Genomic DNA, 20,338 nt, shown 5'->3' on the forward strand with positions numbered 1-20,338 from the left:
AGGGGTGCGGGTGAGCCGCGCTCGCGACGCAGCGGACCGCCTCAGCGGGAGAACGGATGCGGCCCGCGGGCGCCATCCCACTGGCGCCCACGGGCCGTCTTGCGGCCGTGCACCGCGGGGTTCTGGGGCTTAAAGAAGGTTCGGGGGGTCGCCGCCCCCCGACGGCGCCCCCCGCTCCGGATTCCCCCCAGATATCCGGTATTACCTTGAGAAGAAAGGTAACCACCGGGTAAGCATTCCGCGATCACCCCGAAGTGGGGGCACCCGTGCGGGGGTGGATGGGGGCCGACGGCTGTCGCAGGCGCCGGGTAGCGTGGGCGCATGCCCAACGCTGCCGAGGTGCTCCACCGCGTCTTCGGCTACGACTCCTTCCGGGGGGATCAGGCGGCGATCATCGACCGGCTGGTCGAGGGTGGCGACGCCGTCGTGCTCATGCCCACCGGTGGCGGCAAGTCGCTGTGCTACCAGATCCCGGCGCTCGTGCGGCGGGGAACCGGTGTCGTCATCTCGCCGCTCATCGCGCTCATGCAGGATCAGGTGGATGCGCTCGAGGCGCTCGGCGTGCGCGCCGCGTTCCTCAACTCCACCCAGAATCCCGACGAGCGCCGTCGTGTCGAGGCGCAGCTCGTGGCGGGGGAGCTCGACCTGCTCTACCTGGCCCCCGAGCGGTTGAGTCTCGACGGCACCCGTGAGCTGCTCGACCGGGTCGAGCTCGCGCTGTTCGCGATCGACGAGGCCCACTGCGTCTCGCAGTGGGGGCACGACTTCCGACCCGACTACCTGGGCCTCTCGGTGCTGCACGAGCGCTGGCCGGCGGTGCCGCGGGTCGCCCTCACCGCGACCGCGACGGCCGCCACCCGCCGCGAGATCGTCGAGCGGCTCGACCTCGGCGGTGCCGCGCAGTTCGTCTCGAGCTTCGACCGCCCCAACATCCAGTACCGGATCGAGCCCAAGAACCAGCCGCTCGCGCAACTGCTGCGACTCATCCGCACCGAGCATCCGGGCGACGCGGGCATCGTCTACTGCCTGTCGCGGGCATCCGTCGAGAAGACCGCCGAGGCGCTCGTGGCCGAGGGCATCCCGGCGCTGCCGTACCACGCGGGGCTCGACGCCGGGGTGCGCGCGCGCAACCAGGCGCGATTCCTGCGGGAGGACGGCATCGTCATGGTCGCGACGATCGCCTTCGGCATGGGGATCGACAAACCCGACGTGCGGTTCGTGGCGCACCTCGACCTGCCCAAGTCGGTCGAGGGCTACTACCAGGAGACGGGCCGCGCCGGTCGCGATGGGCTGCCGTCGACCGCGTGGCTCGCCTACGGCCTGCAGGATGTCGTGCAGCAGCGGCGAATGATCCAGGAGTCGGAGGGCGATGCCGCTTTCAAGCGCCGCGCGTCCCAGCATCTCGACGCGATGCTCGCGCTCTGCGAGACCGTCGAATGCCGCCGGGTGCAGCTGCTGTCGTACTTCGGGCAGTCGTCCCGACCGTGCGGCAACTGCGACACCTGTCTCTCGCCGCCGGAGGCGTGGGACGGCACGGTGCCGTCGCAGAAGCTGCTTTCGACGATCGTGCGGCTGCAGCGCGAGCGCAACCAGCGCTTCGGCGCGGGGCACCTCATCGACATCCTGCTGGGGCGCGACACGGAGCGCGTGCGGCAGCAGCGCCACGACGAGCTGCGCACCTACGGCATCGGCGCGGAGCTCTCCGAACAGGAATGGCGCGGCGTGGTGCGGCAGCTGCTCGCCCAGGGGCTGCTCGCGGTGAACTCCGACGGCTACGGCACGCTCGTGATCACCGAGGCGTCGGCCGCCGTGCTCGACGGATCGCGGACGGTCTCTCTGCGGCGCGAACCGGAGCGCGCGGCGAAGCTCGTGAAGCGCAAGGCCGGGTCGGAGCTCCCTGAGGCGGCCCAGCCGCTCTTCGAGCGCCTGCGCTCCTGGCGGGGCGAGGTGGCCCGCGAGCAGGGCGTGCCCGCCTACATCGTGTTCGGCGACGCGACTCTGCGCGGCATCGCCCTCACCGAACCGCGCACGCGCGACGAGCTCGCGGCCGTCTCCGGCGTGGGCGAGAAGAAGCTCGACTCCTACGGCGACGCCGTGCTCGCCCTCGTGCGCGGCGAGCAGCCCGCGCCGCTCGCGGCGGCTGCGGCGTCGGCCTCGCGCGTGCCCGCGGGCGCGGTCGCGTTCGACGACGACCTTCCGCCCCTCAGCGACGACGACGCCCCGCCGCTCTTCGACGAGTAGCTCGCGCCTTCCCCCGCCCCCCGCCCCTCATCCCTCCGTTCGCTTCCGCAACTCAGGAGCTGGCGGGCGGATGCGGTGCGGCTCCCGCGAAAACGCGCGTTCGTCCTGAGTTGCGAAGACTGGCGTGCGCCGATGAGACGTGGCGGCGGCGCCACGCGTCGGACGGGGTGCGGCGCCGCCGGACGGGGACGCGTCAGACGGCGGGCGGGGTCGGCTCCGCCGCGGGCTTCGGGGCCCTCGGGGGACGTTTCACGGCCGGGGCGGCATTCTCGGCGCCTCCGACCGCGCCCGTCGTCGCCCCGCCGAGCGCAGCACCCGCGACACCGCCCAGCAGCGCCGAGAGGTCGAGGCCGGTCAGGCTCTTCACCACGGCGGGGATCTCGCTCGCGACCTCCGACACCGTCTTCGTGACGGCGGAGGCGCCATCCGTCGAGACGACCGTGAGGTTCGCGATGTTCCCGAGCGGCTCCGACACGGCGCGCGTGATCTCGGGGAGGCGGGTGATGATCTCGGAGGCGAGGGCCGCCTCGCCGTACTTCTTGAGCGCCTCCGCCTTCGCGTCGATCGCCTTCGCCTCGGCGAGGCCCTCGGCGGCCACGGCGGCGGCGCGCGCCTCGCCCTCCGCGCGGATGCCCTCGGCGAGCGCCACCTGGCGATCGCGCTCGGCGATACCTGCCAGGCGCACCGCTTCGGCGGCCGCCTGCGCATCCTGAACGGCGGCCACCTTGTTCGCTTCGGCGATCTTGGTCCGCTTGAAGGCGTCGGCCTCGGTGGTGGCGTTGGCCGCGTCGCGCTCGGCCTGCGCCGCCTGCACGGTGGCGTACGCGTCGGCTTCGGCGGGTTTGCGCACCGAGATGTCGAGGCGCTCCTGCTCCACCTTCACCTGCTCGACGAGCGCTTCGCGCTGCTGGCTGGCGACGAGCTTGTCCTGCTCGGCCGTCGCGAGCTGACCGGCCGCGTTCGCTTCGGCGTTCGCGCGATCCGTCTCCGCCTTGATGGCCGCCTGCTTGAGGCTGAGCGCCTTCTGGCGCTCGGCGATCTGCTCGGCCGCCTCGATGCGGGCGAACTCGGCGGCGCGCTGGGTCTCGGCCTCCTTCACTTCGGCGTTCTGCCGGGCGAGGGCCGCCTCCGCGCGCCCGAGGTCGGCGAGGTAGCTCGTGCCGGGCGTGGAGATGTCGGAGATGTTGAGCAGGTCGACCTGCAGGCCCTGCTCGGCGAGGTCGAGCTTGGTGGCCTCGACCACGGCCTCCGAGAGCGCGTTGCGGTTGGAGATGATCTCCTGCACCGGCATGTTGCCGATGATGGATCGCAGCGAGCCCTCGAGCGACTGCTGGATGATCTGGGTGAGCGAGTTCTGCTGCGAGAGGAAGCGCTGGGCGGCGCGCCGCACGCCCTCGGCGGTGCCCGACACCTTGAAGTTCACCGACGCCTGGATGGCGAGCTTGATGAAGTTCTTGTCGACGCCCTCCACCGCGATGCCGATCTGGCGCTGCTCGAGCGACACGAGGAAGCCCTGCTGCAGGATCGGCCAGATGAACACGCGGCCGCCGATGACGACCCGCTGCCCGGCGTCGGGTTCGGCGACCTTGCCGCCCGCGCCGCGCCCCACGATCACCATCGCGGAGTTCGGCGGCACCCGCTTGATTCGCCCGGCGACGAAGCCGAAGATCGCCAACGCCACGACGATGAGCGCGATGACGGCGAAGACGGTGATGTTCTCGGTGAAGAAGTTCACGGCGTGCCTTTCGAGGGTGCGGGAGGCGGGCGGGTCAGGTCTCGGATGCGGGCGCGTCCGCCGCGGGCACCGCGCGCTCGATGCGCACGCGCGACCCCTGCAACTCGATCACCCGGATGCGGGTGTCGCGTGGGATGGTCTCGTCGGCGAAGGCGAGCCGGGTCTCGACCTCGTGCGGGCCGTCCAGGCTCACCTCCCCGGAGGTCGTGGTGACGGTCGATCGGGTCACGCCGTACAGGCCGACGGGAGAGCTCGGTGCGCCGTCCTCGCTGCGCCGGAGGGTGCGGATGAGCAGTTGCACGGCGACGAGCACGGCGATGCCGATGAGCCCCGCGATGAGGTAGGCCGACCAGTCGGGGAGCCCGTTGGAGACGGCGATCGCGCCGGAGGCGCCGAACACGGCGAGGGCGCTGCCGACGGCGGTGCCGGAGAGGGCGCCGTCGAGGAAGTCGAGGATCTCGTCGAACACGAGCGAGACGATGACGAGCAGCAGTCCGATTCCGCCGACGATGAGGAAGGGGAGCATGCCCCGAGTCTAGGGTGAGGGTCCCTCGGCGCGGCAGGGTCGCGAGTGCATGCCCACGGCGGAATGCCCTCGTGCGAATCTGGCGTGATGCGTTTCCTCAGCCGGCTGATCCTCTCGCCTCTGGCCCGGCTGATCTTCCGTCCGCGCGTGATCGGCCGCCGCAACGTGCCGAAGCACGGCGGGGTGCTGCTCGCCTCCAACCATCTGGCCTTCATCGACAGCATCGTCATCACGCTCGTCGCCCGCCGCTCGGTCGCGTTCATGGCGAAGTCGAGCTACTTCACCGGCAGGGGGGTGACGGGGGCCCTGCAGCGCGGCTTCTTCGGCGGGGTCGGCGCGGTTCCCGTGGAGCGCGGTGCGGGATCCGCGGCCCAGGACGCGCTCGACGCCGGCCTGCGAGTCCTGGAGGCGGGTGACGCGTTCTCCATCTACCCCGAGGGCACCCGCTCGCGCGACGGGCGCCTCTACCGCGGTCGCACCGGGGTGGCCTGGCTCGCCCTCACCGCGGGCGTTCCGGTCGTCCCGGTGGCGATCACCGGCACCGACGACATGCAGCCCGGCGGCAAGGGCCCCATCCGGATGGCGCGGGTGACGGTGCAGTTCGGCGAGCCGATCGACCTCTCCGCCTTCGGTCCCGCCACCTCGGGGCGCGCACGCCGCGAGGCCACGGACGCCGTGATGGCCGCCATCCAGCGCATGTCGGGGCAGGTGGAGGCCGGCGTCTACAACGAGCCGCCGGCGACGACCGTGCGCGAGCGCGTGAGCCGCATCCTGCATCCCGAACGTCGCTGAATCCGGCCCGCCGGACTACCGTCGTGACATGACGTTCAACGACGACGCCGACATCAGCAAAGGGCGTGCGAGCCGACGCGCGGGCGCGGGCCTCGCGCTCGGCGGCGGCGGGCTCGGCATCGTGGGCATCATCGTGCTCATCGTGAGCCTCACCACGGGCGTCGACCTCGGCCCCGCCCTCGGCGGGCTCGACGGGGGCAGCCAGGCGGGCGGCGATCAGGGCATCGACAGCGCACTGGACCAGTGCCAGACGGGCGCCGACGCCAACCGCGACCTCGACTGCCGCATGAAGGGCGCCGCCGCCTCCCTCGAGGACTACTGGTCGGGCCAGGTGCAGGGCTACCGCGGCACCGCCGTGCAGCTGTTCTCGGGGTCGGTGAACACCGGATGCGGGGGAGCGTCGAGCGCGGTCGGTCCGTTCTACTGCCCGGCCGACGAGATCGTCTACATCGACACCGCCTTCTTCGACGAGCTGCGCGACCGCTTCGGCTCGAGCGGCGGTCCGCTCGCCCAGCTCTACGTGGTGGCGCATGAGTGGGGTCACCACATCCAGAACATCACCGGGCAGATGCAGGGACTCGACACGAGCCGCACCGGCCCGGATTCGGACGGCGTGCGCCTCGAGCTGCAGGCCGACTGCTACGCCGGCGCCTGGGTGGGTGCTCAGGAGAGCACCCTCGACGACAACGGGGTGCCGTTCCTCGAGCCGATCACCGCCGCCGAGCTCGCCGACGCCCTCAGCGCGGCGGCCGCGGTGGGCGACGACCACATCCAGGAGTCGGTGCAGGGGCAGGTGAATCCCGAGACCTGGACGCACGGTGCGAGCGCCCAGCGGCAGACGTGGTTCCAGGCGGGGCGCACGGGCGGACCGGGTTCGTGCGACACCTTCTCGATCCCGGGGTCGCGGCTGTGACGGGGCGACGCGTCTGAACGCTTCCCGTGAACTCTTGGCGGAACCCGACAAGAGGCATCGCGTGCCGAGCGCTCGGCGTGGTGCGCGGCTCACGAGGGGTTAGACAGCCGCGCGGAGCCGACCTACCGTGAGGTCATCCCTCGACTCTCCCTGATGGAGGACGCCATGACCCGCACCGACGCCGGTCCCGAACTGGCCACCGAGCTCCCCGACGAGGTGAGCACGCCGCGCGACGCGGCCACCGACTCCGCGAAGCTCGAGGTGGATGCCGCCTGGCTCGGCGAGTACCTGCTGGGCCGCTGGGCCGAGGAGCGCAAGGCCTCCCGTGCGCTCGCCTCGAAGCCGGAGTTCCAGTTCGTGGGCGACCTGTCGCTCGCCGAGCACCGCGAACGCGTGCTGGCGCAGCTGCGCCTGCTGGTCGAGAACGACGCCGTCCATCGCGCCTTCCCGGTGAGGTTCGGCGGGGGCGACAACCACGGGGGCAACATCGCGGCCTTCGAGGAGCTCGTGCTCGCCGACCCCTCGCTGCAGATCAAGTCGGGCGTGCAGTGGGGGCTGTTCGCGGCCGCGATCCTGCACCTCGGCACCGAGGAGCACCACGAGCGCTTCCTGCCGGGTGCGCTGAGCCTCGAGGTGCCGGGCGCCTTCGCGATGACCGAGACGGGCCACGGCTCGGATGTGGCGTCCGCCGCCACGACCGCGACCTTCGACGAGGACGCCGACGAGTGGGTCATCCACACCCCGTTCCGCGCCGCCTGGAAGGACTACCTCGGCAACGCGGCCCTGCACGGCAAGGCGGCGGTGGTGTTCGCGCAGTTGATCACGAAGGGCGTCAACTACGGCGTGCACGCCTTCTACGTGCCGATCCGGGATGCCGATGGCGCCTTTCTGCCGGGCGTCGGCGGCGAGGACGACGGACTGAAGGGCGGCCTCAACGGAATCGACAACGGGCGCCTCCACTTCGACCACGTGCGCGTGCCGCGCACCAACCTGCTCGACCGCTACGGCCACGTCGACCCGGACGGCGAATACAGCTCGCCCATCGCGAGCCCCGGCCGCCGCTTCTTCACGATGCTCGGCACGCTCGTGCAGGGCCGCGTCTCGCTCGACGGCGCATCCACCCTCGCCTCGAAGCTCGCCCTGCACATCGCGATCACCTACGGCAGCCAGCGCCGCCAGTTCACGGCAGGCACGAGCGACGAGGAGGTGCTGCTCGACTACCAGCGCCATCAGCGTCGCCTGCTGCCGCGCCTCGCCCAGACGTATGCGATGTCGTTCGCGCACGAGGAGTTCCTCGACCTCTTCGACCAGGTCTTCTCGGGCGCGAGCGACACCCCGAGCTCGCGCGAGGATCTCGAGACGATCGCCGCGGCGCTTAAGCCGTTGTCCACCTGGGCGGCGCTCGACATCCTGCAGGAGGCCCGCGAGGCGCTCGGCGGCTCCGGCTTCCTCGCCGAGAACCGGCTCACCCAGCTGCGCGCCGACCTGGACGTCTACGCGACGTTCGAGGGCGACAACAACGTGCTGCTGCAGTTGGTCGCGAAGCGGTTGCTGACCGACTACGCCCGCAAGTTCGCGAAGGCGGATGCCGGGGCGCTCGCGCAGTACGTCGCGGGCCAGGTGGGCGAGGCGGCCGTGAACCGCACCGGCCTGCGGCAGCTCGCCCAGACGGTGGCCGACTTCGGCTCCACCGCCCGCTCGGTGGGTTTCGTGCGCGACGAGGACTCGCAGCGCCAGCTGCTCACCGACCGCGTGCACACCGCGGTCGCCGAGCTGGCCGCGAAGCTGCGCCCGGCATCCAAGCTGTCCGCCGTGGACGCGGCGGCGCTGTTCAACCGCTACCAGAACGACCTCATCACCACGGCGCGCGCCCACGGCGAGCTGCTGCAGTGGGAGGCCTTCACGCGGGCGCTCGCCCAGGTGCCCGAGGGTGACACGAGACAGGTGCTCACCTGGCTGCGCGACCTGTTCGGGCTCGGGCTCATCGAGAAGGACCTCGCCTGGTACCTCGTGCACGGCCGGCTCTCCGGCAAGCGCGCCGAGGCGATCACGGCCTACATCGACGATCGGCTGCTGCCCCGCATCCGCGAGCACGCGCTTTCGCTCGTGGCGGCCTTCGGGCTCACCCCCGAGCTCGTGCGCGCCCCGAACGCCTCGGGCAACGAGCAGCGTCGTCAGGACGAGGCGCGCGCGTACTACGCCACGCTGCGCGCCTCGGGTGAGGCGCCGGTCGACGAGAAGGCGCTCAAGGCCGCGAAGCGCTGACCCGAGTCGGCCGCGACCCGTCGATCAGTCGGACGTCGCGTCGCGTTCCGCCTGCAGGGCGAGGAGGTCGTCGACGAGGTCGCCGAGCGCGATCCGGCGCTCGCTGGGCGACAGGGGCGCGGGCTGCGCGATCCCCGGCACCGCCGCGGCCGCAGCCGCGATGTCGTCGAGGGCGAGGGTGCGCGCCTCCGCGATGATCCCCTCGACCGCGGCGTCATCCTGGGCGAGAGCCCGCAGGCGGGCGGCCTGGGCGAGCAGCACCTTGCGGCGGCGTTTGAGGGGTCGCGCGTCGTGCGACTGGAAGTCGGCCACGTGCTCGGCGCGACCGTGCTTGTAGGTGATCTGGGTGAGCGTGCGGGTGATGCGCGCGGCGTCCGCCTCCAGCTCGTCGGCGAGGGATGCGAACTCGTCGCGCGCGGCATCCGCGTACCAGGCGAGCTCGAAGTCCGCGCCGTCGCGCAGGGTGCGCACGATGACCAGGTTCTTCAGCTGCTGCCGCACGGCCGACCGCGCCACGAGCATGGCGTCGTCCACCAGCTCGCCGAAGCGCACTCGGCGGCGGGGACGGTGACGGGGCACACCTCACGCTATCCGGCGCGGGACCACCCCTGCGCACACCGGACGCGACAGGATGTGCGCGATGCCCCTCATCGACAACGCCATCTACCGCGACGGCCGTCGTGTGCAGACCCCGCACACCCTCGAGGAGACCTTCGAGCTGAACCGCGCCGAGGGCGGGATGGCGTGGATCGGGCTCTACCGCCCGACCGACGCCGAGCTCGCGGCGGTCGCCGAGGAGTTCTCGCTGCACGAGCTCGCCGTGGAGGACGCCTCGACCGGCCACCAGCGCGCCAAGCTGGAGCGCTACGACGACGTGCTGTTCGTGGCCCTGCGGCCGGCCCGCTACATCGACAGCGCGGAGGAGGTGGAGTTCGGCGAGCTGCACGTGTTCGTCGGACCGGACTTCGTCGTCACGGTGCGCCACGCGGAGACACCCGATCTCGCCCAGGTGCGCAAGCGGCTCGAGGCCGACCCGGAGCTGCTCGCGCGGGGCCCGGAGGCGGTGCTGTACGCGATCCTCGACCAGGTGGTCGACGAGTACGAGCCCGTCGTGGCCGGGCTCGAGAACGACATCGACGAGATCGAGGACCAACTGTTCGGCGAGGACGACGACGAGACGCTCGCCCGCCGCATCTACGATCTGTCGCGCGAGGTGATCAGCTTCCAGCGGGCCGTGCATCCGCTCGTCGGGATGCTCGACGCGCTGCTGCGCGGCGGCGTGCGCTACGGGGTGGATGTGGAGCTGCAGCGTTCGCTGCGCGACGTGCTCGACCACGTGACCCGCACGGTGGAGCGCGCCGACTCCTACCGGGCGCTGCTCGCGAGCGCCCTGCAGGTGCAGTCGACGCTCGTGACGCGCGCGATGACCCGCACCACCATCCAGCAGAACGAGCAGATCAAGCGGATCACCTCGTGGGCCGCGATCCTGTTCGCGCCCACCCTCGTGGGCACGGTGTACGGCATGAACTTCCGGTACATGCCCGAGCTGCTGTGGACCTGGGGGTATCCCTTCGCCCTGCTGCTCATGCTGCTGCTGGGCCTCGGCCTGTACGTGGTCTTCAAGATCAAGCGCTGGCTGTAGGGCTCGCCCATAGCTCGTCGAACACGGCGGCAATGCCGCCGGGCGACATCACGGCCGAGCCGTGGTGACCGCCCTCGAGGCTGCGGTACGTGATCCGGGGGAGCAGCTCGCTCAACGCGCGGGCCGCGTCATGGAAGAACGGCTCGCTCCGCTCGCCCGCCATGACGACGCCACGCGCGGTGATCCCGCCCCACCTCTCGCGCGGCAGGGGTCGCCCGTCCTGGGTTCCGGCGAGCGCCGCGAAGTCGTAGCCGAGGGTGTGCACGAGGCGCTTTCCCGCGGCCCAGTTCGAGGTGAGGCGCATCGCGGCCACGCCGACGGCGGGGATGCTCATCGCCTCGCGGAGGAACAGAGCGAGCGCGCGCCCGCGCCGACCGGCGACGACCTCCGATGCGATCCGCTCGGGGAGGTCGCGGGGCACGGGAGGGCGGCTGTCGTCGACGATGAACGGGGGCTCGTAGAGCACGAGCCCTGCCACGCGATCGCCGAGGTGCGCAGCGGCCTCGAGCGCGAGGGCGGCACCGGACGAGCTGCCGAAGAGGATCGCGGATCCGCCGTTGGCGGTGATCACGGCGGCGAGATCCTCGACCTCCCGCGCTGGGTCGGCTGCGCCGGGTGCGACGTCGCCGCTGCCGGCGCGCCCGCGGCGGTCGTAGCGCACGACCGTGAACCGAGGCTCGAGCAGGGCGCCGAGGCGCCGGGACTGCTCATGCGTGGAGAGCGCTGCGTCGACGAGGATGACGACCGGTCCCGTGCCGGCCCGGTAGCTCGCGATCGAGGTACCGTCGGCGGAGGCGACGATCGTGGGTGCATCAACGCTCATGCCTGCTCCTCGAGCCGTTCGGCGAGGCGGTCGAAGGCGCCCGTCCACCCGGTGACGACGCCCATTCGGATGACGCGCGCGAGCCGCTCGTCGGAGGCGAAACGGGTGCGCATCACGAGGCGCGTGCGTCCTTCGTCGAAGCCGATGAACTCCACGGTGACCGCGTTGGCCTCCGGATCGAGGTCGGCGCCCGACTCGTCGGAGAAGGCCTCCACGTACGACAGCAGCGCATGCGGCACGACCTCGCTGTACACACTGCGGATCCAGACCTCCGGCATCCGAGCCGCCGGTCCCATCCCGAAATGCCACAGACCCCCTGGATGCACCTCGAGCGCGCGAACCGTGGTGACCCATCCCGCGGGCCCCCACCAGGCTTCGAGCCCGGCGACGGTGGTCCAGCTGCGCCACACCCGCTCGACGGTCGCCGGGAGCTCGCGCTCGAAGGTGAGCTCCCGGCGGTCGAGGTCCTTGTGGACGAGCAGGCCGCTCATCGAGCCCCGTCGCCGTCGGCGACGAGGTGTCGCTCGAGGCGGTCGAGTCGCTCGTCCCACAGCGCGGCGAATCCGTCGAGCCAGGTGTCGAGCTCCTGGAATCGCGCGGCCCGCAGGGAGTAGATGCGCCGCTGGGCGTCGACGCGTGCCCGTACGATACCCGCGTCGCTCAGCACCTTGAGGTGCCGAGAGACCAGCGGTTGCTTGAGGGAGAGCGCGTCGACGAGCTCCCCCACCGAGCGGGAGCCGCCGCGCAGCACGTCGACGATCGCGAGCCGGTTCGGCTCGGCGAGGGCATTCATCGTCTCGATCATGCGCTTATATTACTAGTAGATAATATTACTGACAAGTGATCCGCGGGCATCGATCCCGTGACCTCACGATTTTCCGTGACTTCTATGCCCAAATCGCACTGTATCTATGGAGCCGGCTTGCTTCTGACCAGGTATTTTCCTGCGTGGTCGCAGTTGCTCGCCGTTGGTTCGGCGGGCGGAACTGGCCCGGATGTGGCCCACGAGGAGGGTCGCCGCCCGGCGGCGTGTTCGATTTTTTCGTTTTGCCCGAGTATGATGGACGTCATGAGCACCTCGACCGACACGCCACGCGGTGCCCGCAAGGCACAGACCTATCTCCCCGAGGCCGACGCCCGCGAGGAGATTCTCGACTTCGCTGAGTTGATGCGCGAGCTGGAGGTCTTCCTCGCACAGAACTCGTCCAAGGCTGCGCTCGTCGACCCCCAAGGCAACGCCCGTCCCATCCCGGATGAGATCTTCCGCATCCTCGAGCAGGTGACGAACGCGCTCGCCGCGGGCGAAGGCATCACCATCGTGCCGCAGGGCATGACCATGACGACGCAGCAGGCCGCGGACTTCCTCGGCATCAGCCGCCCGACGCTGGTCCGTCTTCTGGAGGCGGGCGACATCGCTTACGACAAGCCCGGCCGCCACCGTCGTGTCCGGCTGGAGGACTTGGTTGCGTACCAGGCGAACTTCCGCGCCGAGCGTCGCGCTGCGCTGCGCGAGTTGCAGCGTGCCAGTCTCGGGGCGAAGGTTCAGGTGGGCAACCCGGCCGATGTGAAGCGTCGTGCGGAGCTGGACACTGAGTGAGCTTTCCCGCCTTCTTCGATACCAACGTTCTCTACGGAGCGCTGCTCAACGACTTCATCCTCGAACTCGCTGACCGCGGACTGTTCCGGCCGTTGTGGTCGAAGGATGTTCTGTGATGACCGTTGACGACTTCCTGCTCGCACTCATCCGTGCCGGGGTGCCGAAGTTCGTGGACGCGACCCGGTCGAAGCTCTACTGAGCACTCGCCTGAGGGCGTCGTGCGGTGGCCGTGAGGGCGAAGGGGATGCTTCCCTTATTCCGTATGGTGGCTCCGACGGGCGTCGATCCCGTGACCTCACGATTTTCAGTCGTGCGCTCTACCAACTGAGCTACAGAGCCGAGGCCGGCGAACCGGCGCGCTAGGTGAAAGAGCCCTTCCTTTCGGAAAGGCTCTCGCATCCGCGACCCTGACGGGACTTGAACCCGCGACCTCCGCCGTGACAGGGCGGCACGCTAACCAACTGCGCTACAGGGCCTTGCTATGGAGTTGTTCGGTTTGGTGACCCCAACGGGATTCGAACCCGTGCTGCCGCCGTGAAAGGGCGGTGTCCTAGGCCACTAAACGATGGGGCCGTATCGGTGAACCGCACAGCAACCGAGGGTCAAGCATACGTGCCCCGCGCGAAGAACGCGAATCGGCCGACGCGGGGGCGCGCCTCCCGCCGCAACTTCATCTAAGGGTTGAGAGTTGGAGGCGGCGCGGCTCACTGGTCACCCCGTGAGTCGTGTTGTTAGTGTGAATGGTGTTGTCCATGTGACATAAGACCCACGGGTCGTCATGGGAAACGGGGAACTGATGAACGACCGTCCTGAGCGGGGAAACCGTGCGCTCCGGCATCCGCGTCGCGGAGCGCGGGGAATCGCCGTAGTCGCCGCGGTCGTCACAGGCGTGCTCACCGCATCGCTCGGCGCGGCCCCCGCCTACGCGGCCGACTTCCCCAGCTGGACGGATGTGCAGGCCGCCAAGCGCGACGAGGCGAGCGCCAAGGCCGAACTCGCCCGGCTCACCGCCGCCATCTCCACCGCCCAGGTCGAGGTGGACAGCACCCAGAAGGAGGCGGAGGCGCGCGGCAACGAGTTCAACGCCGCGCAACAGGCCTACGACGAGCAGGTGCTCGTCGCGCAGAAGGTCGAAGAGCAGCGCGCCGCCGCGCAGGCGGTCGCCGACAAGGCGAAGGCCGACTCCACCCGACTCATCTCGAAGCTCGCCAAGCAGGGCGGGGGAGGCGACCTCACCGTCAACCTCCTCGGCGACACCGGCGGTGCCGACAGCTACCTGTATCGCATCGGCGCGATGCAGAAGGTCTCCGAGCGCAGCGACGCCCTCTGGGCGAACGCCGTGCAGGCGCAGAACGTCGCCAAGTCGCTCGCCGCGCAGGAGGAGGTGGAGAAGAACAAGCTCGAGCAGCTGAGGCAGGATGCCGAGGCCAAGCAGAAGGTCGCGCAGGCTGCCGCCGAGGCGGCCGCGCAGAGGCTCGCCGACCTCGAGGCGGCACAGGCCAAGGCCGCGTCGCTCACCGCCTTCCTCACCGGCCAGCGCGAGCAGACCGAGGCCGACTACCTCGAAGGCCTCCGGCAGAAGTGGGGATCGGGCGCCGGCGGCGAGGTGAGCCCGAGCGGCTGGGCCCGCCCGGCCGCAGGTTACATCTCCAGCAACTTCGGCCAGCGGTACCACCCCATCTACCATCGCTGGCAGCTGCACACCGGCGTCGACCTCGCCGGTCCCGGATGCGGCATCCCGATCTACGCGGCGCACGCGGGCGTGGTCACCTACGCCGGATGGAACGGCGACCTCGGCAACTTCATCCAGATCGACCACCGCGACGGCACCTCGTCGGGCTACGGCCACATCATGCCGGGAGGCATCGGGGTGAGCATCGGCCAGGAGGTCGCGCCGGGGCAGCCCATCGCGCGGGTCGGCACGACCGGTGGATCCACCGGCTGCCACCTGCACTTCATCATCCGCGTGAACGGCCAGCTCACCGATCCGGTGCCGTTCATGCGCAACCAGGGGATCACGCTTGGCTGAGACACCGAAGAAACCCGAGGGATCCGCCCGCGGCACGTCTGGACCGTCGACCGCCGCCGTGGCGATCGCGGCCGCATTCGCCCTGACGGCGGCAGGAGGTGCGGCCCCCGCCGAGGCCGCGCGCCGTCCCGACTTCCCCAGCTGGCAGGAGGTGCAGGCCGCCCGGCAGAGCGAGGCCGCCAAGAAGGCCGAGGTCGAGAAGATCGAGAAGATCGTCGCGGATCTGCAGCAGCAGGCGGCGGACCTCGGCAAGGTCGCCATGCAGAAGGGCGAGGAGGCCCTGCTCGCGCAGACGGCGCTCGAGGCCGCGGAGGCGAAGACCGCGCGCCTCGCCGATCAGCTCGCCGACGCGCAGGATCGCGCGGACGCATCCGCTCTGCTCGCCGCGCGGCTCGTCGCGCGTCTCGCGCGCAGCGGCGGCAGCGACGCCACCCTCTCGCTCGCCTTCTCCTCCGAGTCGGACGCCGACGCGCTGCTCGCGCGACTGGGCGCGATGTCGAAGTTGAGCGAGTCGTCCGCAGCCCTCGTGGAGCGCGCCGTCTTCGACAAGCGCGCCGCCGGCTCCCTCGCCGAGCAGGCGAAGGTGGCCGAGGACGAGCGCCGCGCACGGGCCGCCGCCGCGGACGCCGCGAAGGTCGCCGCGGAGCAGGCGGCCGCCGCCGTCCAGGCGCAGGCGGCCGAGGCGAGCGCCAACCAGTCGGTGCTGTACGCGCAGCTCGCGACCCTCAAGGGCACCACCGCCGCCGTCGAGCAGCAGTACGCCGAAGGCGTCGAGTGGGCTGCCGCGCACCAGCCGCCGCCCCCGCCGCCTCCCCCGCCCTCGAGCGGCGGAGGGGCTCCGCCCGTCAACCCGGATCCGCCGGTGCCGGTCGGCTCGGCGGTCGCCGGGGCGATCGCGTACGCGGAGGCGCAGCTCGGCGAGCGCTACGTGCTCGGCGGGATGGGTCCCGACGTCTGGGACTGCTCCGGCCTCACCAAGGCCGCGTACGCATCCGTCGGCGTCTACATCGGTCCGCACGGCTCGACCAGCCAGTACAACTACATGGCGGCGCAGGGCAGGCTCGTGTCGCTCGCGCAGCTTCAGGCCGGAGACCTGCTGTTCTACGCGGACGACGGTTCACCGTCCGCATCCACCAAGTACCACGTGGCGATCGCCCTGGGCGGCGGCCGCATGATCGAGGCGCCGAACCCGAGCGCGCCGGTGCGCATCGTGGCCATCCGCAACGCGGATCTCGTGCCCTACGCGGGCCGCCCGACCGGCTGAGCCGCGGGGAGCGCGCGGCTCAGTGCTCGTGCGGCACGAACGCCGCGATCCCCGCCTGGATGATGGCCTCGGCCTCGGCGGCGTCGCCCCAGCCCTCGGTCTTGACCCACTTGCCGGGCTCGAGGTCCTTGTAGTGCTCGAAGAAGTGCTCGATCTCCTTGCGGGTGTACTCCGGGATGTCGGCGACGTCCTGGATGTGCGCCCAGCGCGGGTCCTTCGCGGGCACCGCGATGACCTTCGCGTCCGAGCCGCCGTCGTCGGTCATGTTGAACACGCCGACGGGGCGCACCTTCACGCCGACACCGGGGAAGAGCGGGTAGTCGAGCAGGACGAGCACGTCGACCGGGTCGCCGTCGAGGCCGAGGGTGTTCTCGAAGTAGCCGTAGTCGGTCGGGTAGACGAAGCCGGTGAAGAGCACGCGGTCGAGGAAGACGCGCCCGGTCTCGTGATCGACCTCGTACTTGTTGCGGCTCCCCTTGGGGATCTCGATGACGGCGGCGTAGTCGGCCATGGGGTTCTCCTGGGTGGGGCTCGATGTTGCAGCTAACTTTAGGCCATGGTCGCCGACCCCCCTCGCCCCCGCCTGACGCCTGCGATGGCCGACATCCGTCGCGCCGTGCGCGAGTCGCTGGCCGGCCTCGCTCCCGCCGCCGCATCCCCCACAACTGCGAGAAATGCAGGAGTTCTGGCGGCGGATGCCCGTACCGGCGGGGATGCGGATGCGGCTGGGGGCGGATCTCCTGCATTTCTCGCAGGGCCGCTCGTGCTGGTGGCGCTCTCGGGGGGCGCGGACTCGCTCGCGCTCGCCGCGGCGGCCGCGTTCGAGGCGCCGCGTGCCGGGCTGCGGGCGGGTGCGGTGATCGTCGACCACGGGCTGCAGGCGGGGTCGGATGCAGTCGCCGCGCGGGCGGCGGATCAGGCGCGCGCGCTCGGGCTGGACCCGGTGCTCGTGCGCCGCGTGCAGGTGGGTGCGACGGGCGGTCCGGAGGCGGCCGCACGCGAGGCCCGCTATGCGGCGCTCACCGCTGCAGCGACGGAGCTCGACGCGGCGGCGCTCCTGCTGGCCCACACCCTCGACGACCAGGCGGAGACCGTGCTGCTGGGGCTCGCCCGCGGCAGCGGCGGCGGCAGCCTGCAGGGCATGTCACCGGATGCGGGGCTGCTGAAGCGGCCGCTGCTCGGCATCCGCCGCGCCGCCACGCGGCAGGCCTGCGCCGACCAGGGCCTCGAGCCCTGGGACGATCCGCACAACCTCGACCCCTCCTACGCCCGGGTGCGGGTGCGCGAGCGGGTGCTGCCGGTGCTCGAAGCCGAGCTCGGCCCGGGGATCGCCGAGGCGCTCGCCCGCACCGCCGAGCAGTCGCGGGAAGACGGCGAGGCGTTCCAGCAGCAGATCGAGGAGTTCATCGAGGACGTCTGCGAGCCGGCCGAGGCGGGCATCGCGGTGTCGGTGGCGGCGCTCGCGGCCAACCCTTCGGCGCTGCGGCAGCGCGTCATCCGCTACGTGGTGGGCGCCGAGTTCGGGGTGTCCCTCAGCCGAGCGCAGACCCTCGAGGTGGCACGGCTCGTGACCGATTGGCACGGCCAGGACGCTATCCACCTGCCGGGTCTCACCGCCCGCCGCGAGGCCGGCCTGCTGGTGTTCGCCGCCGTCGAGTAGGCGTCGGGCGCGGTTTCGGCCGGATGGCACCGACGCAACCGCGCCATCTGGCCGAAACCGCACCACGACCTCCGCAAACACCGCAATAGGCTGGGCGCATGGAGCCGGCCGACATCCAGGGTGACCTGACGGAGGTGCTGCTCAGCGAGGCCGAGATCCAGGTGCGGATCGCCGAGCTGTGCCGCGAGATCGAACGCGACTACCAGGGGCGCCCGCTGCTGCTCGTCGGCGTGCTCAAGGGCGCCGTCATGGTGATGGCCGACCTCTCCCGGGAGCTGCGCCGCGATGTCGAAATCGACTGGATGGCGGTGAGCTCCTACGGCGCCGGCACCGAGTCGAGTGGCGTGGTGCGCATCCTCAAGGACCTCGACACCGATCTCACCGACCGCCACGTGCTCATCGTGGAGGACATCGTCGATTCGGGTCTCACGCTCTCCTGGCTGCGCGAGAACCTGTCGAGCCGCGGGGCGGCGAGCGTCGAGATCTGCGCACTGCTGCGCAAGCCCGAGGCGGCGAAGGTCGACGTGGATGCGCGGTATGTGGGCTTCGAGATCCCGAACCATTTCGTCGTGGGCTACGGCCTCGACTACGCCGAGCGGTACCGCAACCTGCGTGCCGTCGGCATCCTCTCCCCCCACGTCTACAGCTGACCGTGGCGCGGCTGGAGCCGCGCCACGGGGGCGGGGGAAACGCCTCCCGCCACGAGGTCGCGGCTCCAGCCGCGCCACGACCCCCACTTAGCCTCCGGCGAACACGCAGGTGGCGTGAAGCGGCCGGGCGGTAGCCTGACAGTCACGTTTCAGAGGAAGGATGCGGGCTCAGGCCCGCTCTCATGGACTTCAAGCGCATCTTCCGCGGCCCGCTCGTCTACATCGTGCTGGGCGCGATCATCCTGATCGTGGGCTTCAACCTGCTCACCGCATCCGGATTCCGCCAGGTCACCACCCAGCAGGGCCTCGAGCTGCTGTCGGGTTCGACCGTCGAGAAGGTCAAGATCGTCGACGGCGAGCAGCGCGTCGACCTGACCCTCACGAAGGCGTACGTCGTCGACGACGTCGACAAGGGCAAGGCCGTCCAGTTCTACTACGTCGCCCCGCGTGGCGCCGAGGTGGTCGACGCCATCAACGCCGCCGACGTGAAGTTCGACGACGAGGTGCCGCAGACCAACTGGTTCACGAGCCTGCTCGGCATCCTGATCCCGTTCCTGCTCATCGGGCTCATCTTCTGGTTCCTGTTCTCGAGCATGCAGGGCGGCGGCAACCGCGTCATGCAGTTCGGCAAGTCGCGCGCGAAGCTCGTCTCGAAGGAGAGCCCGAAGGTCACCTTCAGCGATGTCGCCGGCGCCGACGAGGCGGTCGAGGAGCTCCATGAGATCAAGGAGTTCCTGAAGGACCCGGCCAAGTTCCAGGCGGTCGGCGCGCGCATCCCGAAGGGCGTGCTGCTGTACGGCCCCCCCGGAACCGGCAAGACCCTGCTTGCCCGCGCGGTCGCCGGCGAGGCGGGCGTGCCCTTCTACTCGATCTCGGGATCGGATTTCGTGGAGATGTTCGTGGGCGTCGGCGCGAGCCGCGTGCGCGACCTGTTCGACCAGGCGAAGCAGAACTCGCCGGCGATCATCTTCGTGGACGAGATCGACGCCGTGGGACGTCACCGCGGCGCGGGTCTCGGCGGCGGCCACGACGAGCGCGAGCAGACCCTCAACCAGCTGCTCGTCGAGATGGACGGCTTCGATGTGAAGACGAACGTCATCCTCATCGCCGCCACCAACCGCCCCGACATCCTCGACCCCGCCCTGTTGCGTCCGGGTCGTTTCGACCGTCAGATCGGCGTCGACGCGCCCGACCTGAAGGGCCGCGAGAAGATCCTCGAGACCCACGCCAAGGGCAAGCCGATGTCGAAGAGCGTGGATCTCGCGGTCCTCGCGCGGAAGACCCCCGGCTTCACGGGCGCCGACCTCGCGAACGTGCTCAACGAGGCGGCCCTGCTCACCGCCCGCAGCAACGCGCAGCTCATCGACAACCGTGCCCTGGATGAGGCGGTCGACCGCGTGATCGCCGGTCCGCAGCGCCGCACCCGCGTGATGAAGGACAAGGAGAAGCTCATCACCGCGTACCACGAGGGCGGTCACGCGCTCGCGGCGGCGGCGATGCGGCACACCGACCCCGTGACGAAGGTCACCATCCTGCCGCGCGGCCGTGCCCTCGGCTACACGATGGTGCTGCCGCTGGAGGACAAGTACTCGGTCACCCGCAACGAACTGCTCGACCAGCTGACCTACGCGATGGGCGGCCGCGTGGCCGAGGAGATCGTCTTCCACGACCCCACGACGGGCGCGAGCAACGACATCGAGAAGGCCACCGCGACGGCCCGCAAGATGGTCACCGAGTACGGCATGAGCGCCAACATCGGCGCCGTGAAGCTCGGCCAGTCGCAGGGCGAGGTGTTCCTCGGGCGCGACATGGGCCACCAGCGCGACTACTCGGAGGAGGTCGCCGAGAAGGTGGATGTGGAGGTGCGTCAGCTCATCGAGCAGGCTCACGACGAGGCGTACCGGGTGCTCAGCGACAACCGCGACATCCTCGACACGCTCGCCCGCGAGCTCATCGAGAAGGAGACGCTCGACCACAACCAGCTCGCCGAGATCTTCGCCGAGGTGAGGAAGCTCCCCGAGCGTCCGCAGTGGCTGTCGAGCGAGACGCGTCCGATCAGCGACGTGCCCCCGATCGAGATCGGCACCGCGCCGGTCGACCCGGGCGCGGTGGACGGCGGGGTCGACACCGAGGTGCCTCCGACGAAGCCGAAGCGCACCCCGCGTCCGCGGCAGACGCCCGGCATCGCGACGGCGTAGGCG

18 protein-coding genes and 3 tRNA genes are annotated in these 20,338 nt (G+C 70.7%); 11 read left to right on the top strand and 10 right to left on the bottom strand.

The features are described from left to right. The first annotated feature begins 321 nt into the window (after positions 1 to 321). On the top strand, positions 322 to 2,241 hold the full coding sequence (gene recQ, locus FLP23_RS03490) for a DNA helicase RecQ (protein WP_149324591.1): 1,920 nt from the start codon (positions 322 to 324) through the stop codon (positions 2,239 to 2,241). A gap of 193 nt (positions 2,242 to 2,434) precedes the next feature. Here recQ and FLP23_RS03495 read toward each other — a convergent pair whose 3' ends face one another. Then, positions 2,435 to 3,976 carry an SPFH domain-containing protein gene (locus FLP23_RS03495; RefSeq protein ID WP_149324592.1) on the bottom strand — a complete coding sequence of 514 codons (1,542 nt, stop codon included), beginning with the start codon at positions 3,974 to 3,976 and terminating at the stop codon, positions 2,435 to 2,437. A gap of 34 nt (positions 3,977 to 4,010) precedes the next feature. Beyond that, on the bottom strand, positions 4,011 to 4,502 hold the full coding sequence (locus tag FLP23_RS03500) for an NfeD family protein (RefSeq protein WP_149324593.1): 492 nt from the start codon (positions 4,500 to 4,502) through the stop codon (positions 4,011 to 4,013). Between the two features lie 87 nt (positions 4,503 to 4,589). Here FLP23_RS03500 and FLP23_RS03505 point away from each other — a divergent pair, with 87 nt between their 5' ends. The 3 genes from FLP23_RS03505 (at position 4,590) to FLP23_RS03515 (ending at position 8,472) form a co-directional block, all read left to right on the top strand. Next, positions 4,590 to 5,294, top strand: coding sequence for a lysophospholipid acyltransferase family protein (locus tag FLP23_RS03505; protein ID WP_246140046.1), 705 nt, complete (start codon positions 4,590 to 4,592; stop codon positions 5,292 to 5,294). 28 nt (positions 5,295 to 5,322) lie between these two features. Beyond that, positions 5,323 to 6,207, top strand: coding sequence for a KPN_02809 family neutral zinc metallopeptidase (gene ypfJ / locus FLP23_RS03510; protein WP_149324595.1), 885 nt, complete (start codon positions 5,323 to 5,325; stop codon positions 6,205 to 6,207). A gap of 153 nt (positions 6,208 to 6,360) precedes the next feature. Continuing rightward, entirely contained in the window at positions 6,361 to 8,472 is a 2,112-nt protein-coding gene (locus FLP23_RS03515; protein ID WP_149324596.1) for an acyl-CoA dehydrogenase family protein, read from the top strand. 24 nt (positions 8,473 to 8,496) lie between these two features. On the opposite strand, the gene FLP23_RS03520 is transcribed toward FLP23_RS03515, so the two are convergent. Further along, on the bottom strand, positions 8,497 to 9,051 hold the full coding sequence (locus tag FLP23_RS03520; RefSeq protein WP_149324597.1) for a hypothetical protein: 555 nt from the start codon (positions 9,049 to 9,051) through the stop codon (positions 8,497 to 8,499). Positions 9,052 to 9,112: 61 nt separating this feature from the next. Between FLP23_RS03520 and corA the strand changes: the two genes are divergently transcribed. Then, a complete protein-coding gene (gene corA / locus FLP23_RS03525) occupies positions 9,113 to 10,114 on the top strand; it encodes a magnesium/cobalt transporter CorA (RefSeq protein ID WP_149324598.1) in 1,002 nt (333 codons plus the stop codon). On the opposite strand, the gene FLP23_RS03530 is transcribed toward corA, so the two are convergent. From FLP23_RS03530 to FLP23_RS03540, 3 genes are read right to left on the bottom strand one after another with little or no spacing between them, the layout of a single operon-like run. Then, positions 10,098 to 10,937, bottom strand: a complete 840-nt coding sequence (locus FLP23_RS03530) for an alpha/beta fold hydrolase (protein WP_149324599.1) — start codon at positions 10,935 to 10,937, stop codon at positions 10,098 to 10,100. The genes corA and FLP23_RS03530 overlap by 17 nt on opposite strands. Beyond that, positions 10,934 to 11,428, bottom strand: coding sequence for an SRPBCC family protein (locus tag FLP23_RS03535; RefSeq protein WP_149324600.1), 495 nt, complete (start codon positions 11,426 to 11,428; stop codon positions 10,934 to 10,936). Before FLP23_RS03535 ends, FLP23_RS03530 begins: the two co-directional genes overlap by 4 nt. Beyond that, positions 11,425 to 11,742 carry an ArsR/SmtB family transcription factor gene (locus FLP23_RS03540; RefSeq protein ID WP_149324601.1) on the bottom strand — a complete coding sequence of 106 codons (318 nt, stop codon included), beginning with the start codon at positions 11,740 to 11,742 and terminating at the stop codon, positions 11,425 to 11,427. Before FLP23_RS03540 ends, FLP23_RS03535 begins: the two co-directional genes overlap by 4 nt. Before the next feature lie 264 nt (positions 11,743 to 12,006). Between FLP23_RS03540 and FLP23_RS03545 the strand changes: the two genes are divergently transcribed. Further along, positions 12,007 to 12,534 carry a helix-turn-helix domain-containing protein gene (locus tag FLP23_RS03545; protein ID WP_210413935.1) on the top strand — a complete coding sequence of 176 codons (528 nt, stop codon included), beginning with the start codon at positions 12,007 to 12,009 and terminating at the stop codon, positions 12,532 to 12,534. A gap of 263 nt (positions 12,535 to 12,797) precedes the next feature. Here FLP23_RS03545 and FLP23_RS03555 read toward each other — a convergent pair. The 3 genes from FLP23_RS03555 to FLP23_RS03565 form a co-directional block, all read right to left on the bottom strand. Beyond that, positions 12,798 to 12,873: transfer RNA gene (locus FLP23_RS03555), tRNA-Phe, on the bottom strand. 63 nt (positions 12,874 to 12,936) lie between these two features. Next, positions 12,937 to 13,010, bottom strand: a tRNA-Asp gene (locus FLP23_RS03560). Positions 13,011 to 13,031: 21 nt separating this feature from the next. Beyond that, positions 13,032 to 13,107: transfer RNA gene (locus tag FLP23_RS03565), tRNA-Glu, on the bottom strand. A 223-nt stretch (positions 13,108 to 13,330) separates the two neighbouring features. Here FLP23_RS03565 and FLP23_RS03570 point away from each other — a divergent pair. Then, positions 13,331 to 14,563, top strand: a complete 1,233-nt coding sequence (locus tag FLP23_RS03570; RefSeq protein WP_210413937.1) for a peptidoglycan DD-metalloendopeptidase family protein — start codon at positions 13,331 to 13,333, stop codon at positions 14,561 to 14,563. Continuing rightward, on the top strand, positions 14,556 to 15,827 hold the full coding sequence (locus FLP23_RS03575) for an NlpC/P60 family protein (RefSeq protein ID WP_149324603.1): 1,272 nt from the start codon (positions 14,556 to 14,558) through the stop codon (positions 15,825 to 15,827). The genes FLP23_RS03570 and FLP23_RS03575 overlap by 8 nt, the downstream gene beginning before the upstream one ends. A gap of 19 nt (positions 15,828 to 15,846) precedes the next feature. Here the strand turns inward: FLP23_RS03575 and ppa are convergent, their stop codons facing one another. Beyond that, a complete protein-coding gene (ppa, locus tag FLP23_RS03580; RefSeq protein WP_281290311.1) occupies positions 15,847 to 16,503 on the bottom strand; it encodes an inorganic diphosphatase in 657 nt (218 codons plus the stop codon). On the opposite strand from ppa, the gene tilS reads away from it, so the two are divergent. The 3 genes from tilS (at position 16,384) to ftsH (ending at position 20,335) form a co-directional block, all read left to right on the top strand. Then, entirely contained in the window at positions 16,384 to 17,487 is a 1,104-nt protein-coding gene (gene tilS / locus FLP23_RS03585; protein ID WP_246140047.1) for a tRNA lysidine(34) synthetase TilS, read from the top strand. The genes ppa and tilS overlap by 120 nt on opposite strands. Before the next feature lie 98 nt (positions 17,488 to 17,585). After that, positions 17,586 to 18,137 carry a hypoxanthine phosphoribosyltransferase gene (hpt, locus tag FLP23_RS03590; protein WP_149324605.1) on the top strand — a complete coding sequence of 184 codons (552 nt, stop codon included), beginning with the start codon at positions 17,586 to 17,588 and terminating at the stop codon, positions 18,135 to 18,137. 182 nt (positions 18,138 to 18,319) lie between these two features. Next, positions 18,320 to 20,335: an ATP-dependent zinc metalloprotease FtsH gene (gene ftsH / locus FLP23_RS03595; protein WP_149324606.1), complete on the top strand. Its 2,016-nt coding sequence runs from the start codon at positions 18,320 to 18,322 to the stop codon at positions 20,333 to 20,335. The last annotated feature ends 3 nt before the right edge of the window (positions 20,336 to 20,338 follow it).

Source organism: Protaetiibacter larvae, assembly GCF_008365275.1.
GTDB lineage: Bacteria > Actinomycetota > Actinomycetes > Actinomycetales > Microbacteriaceae > Homoserinibacter > Homoserinibacter larvae.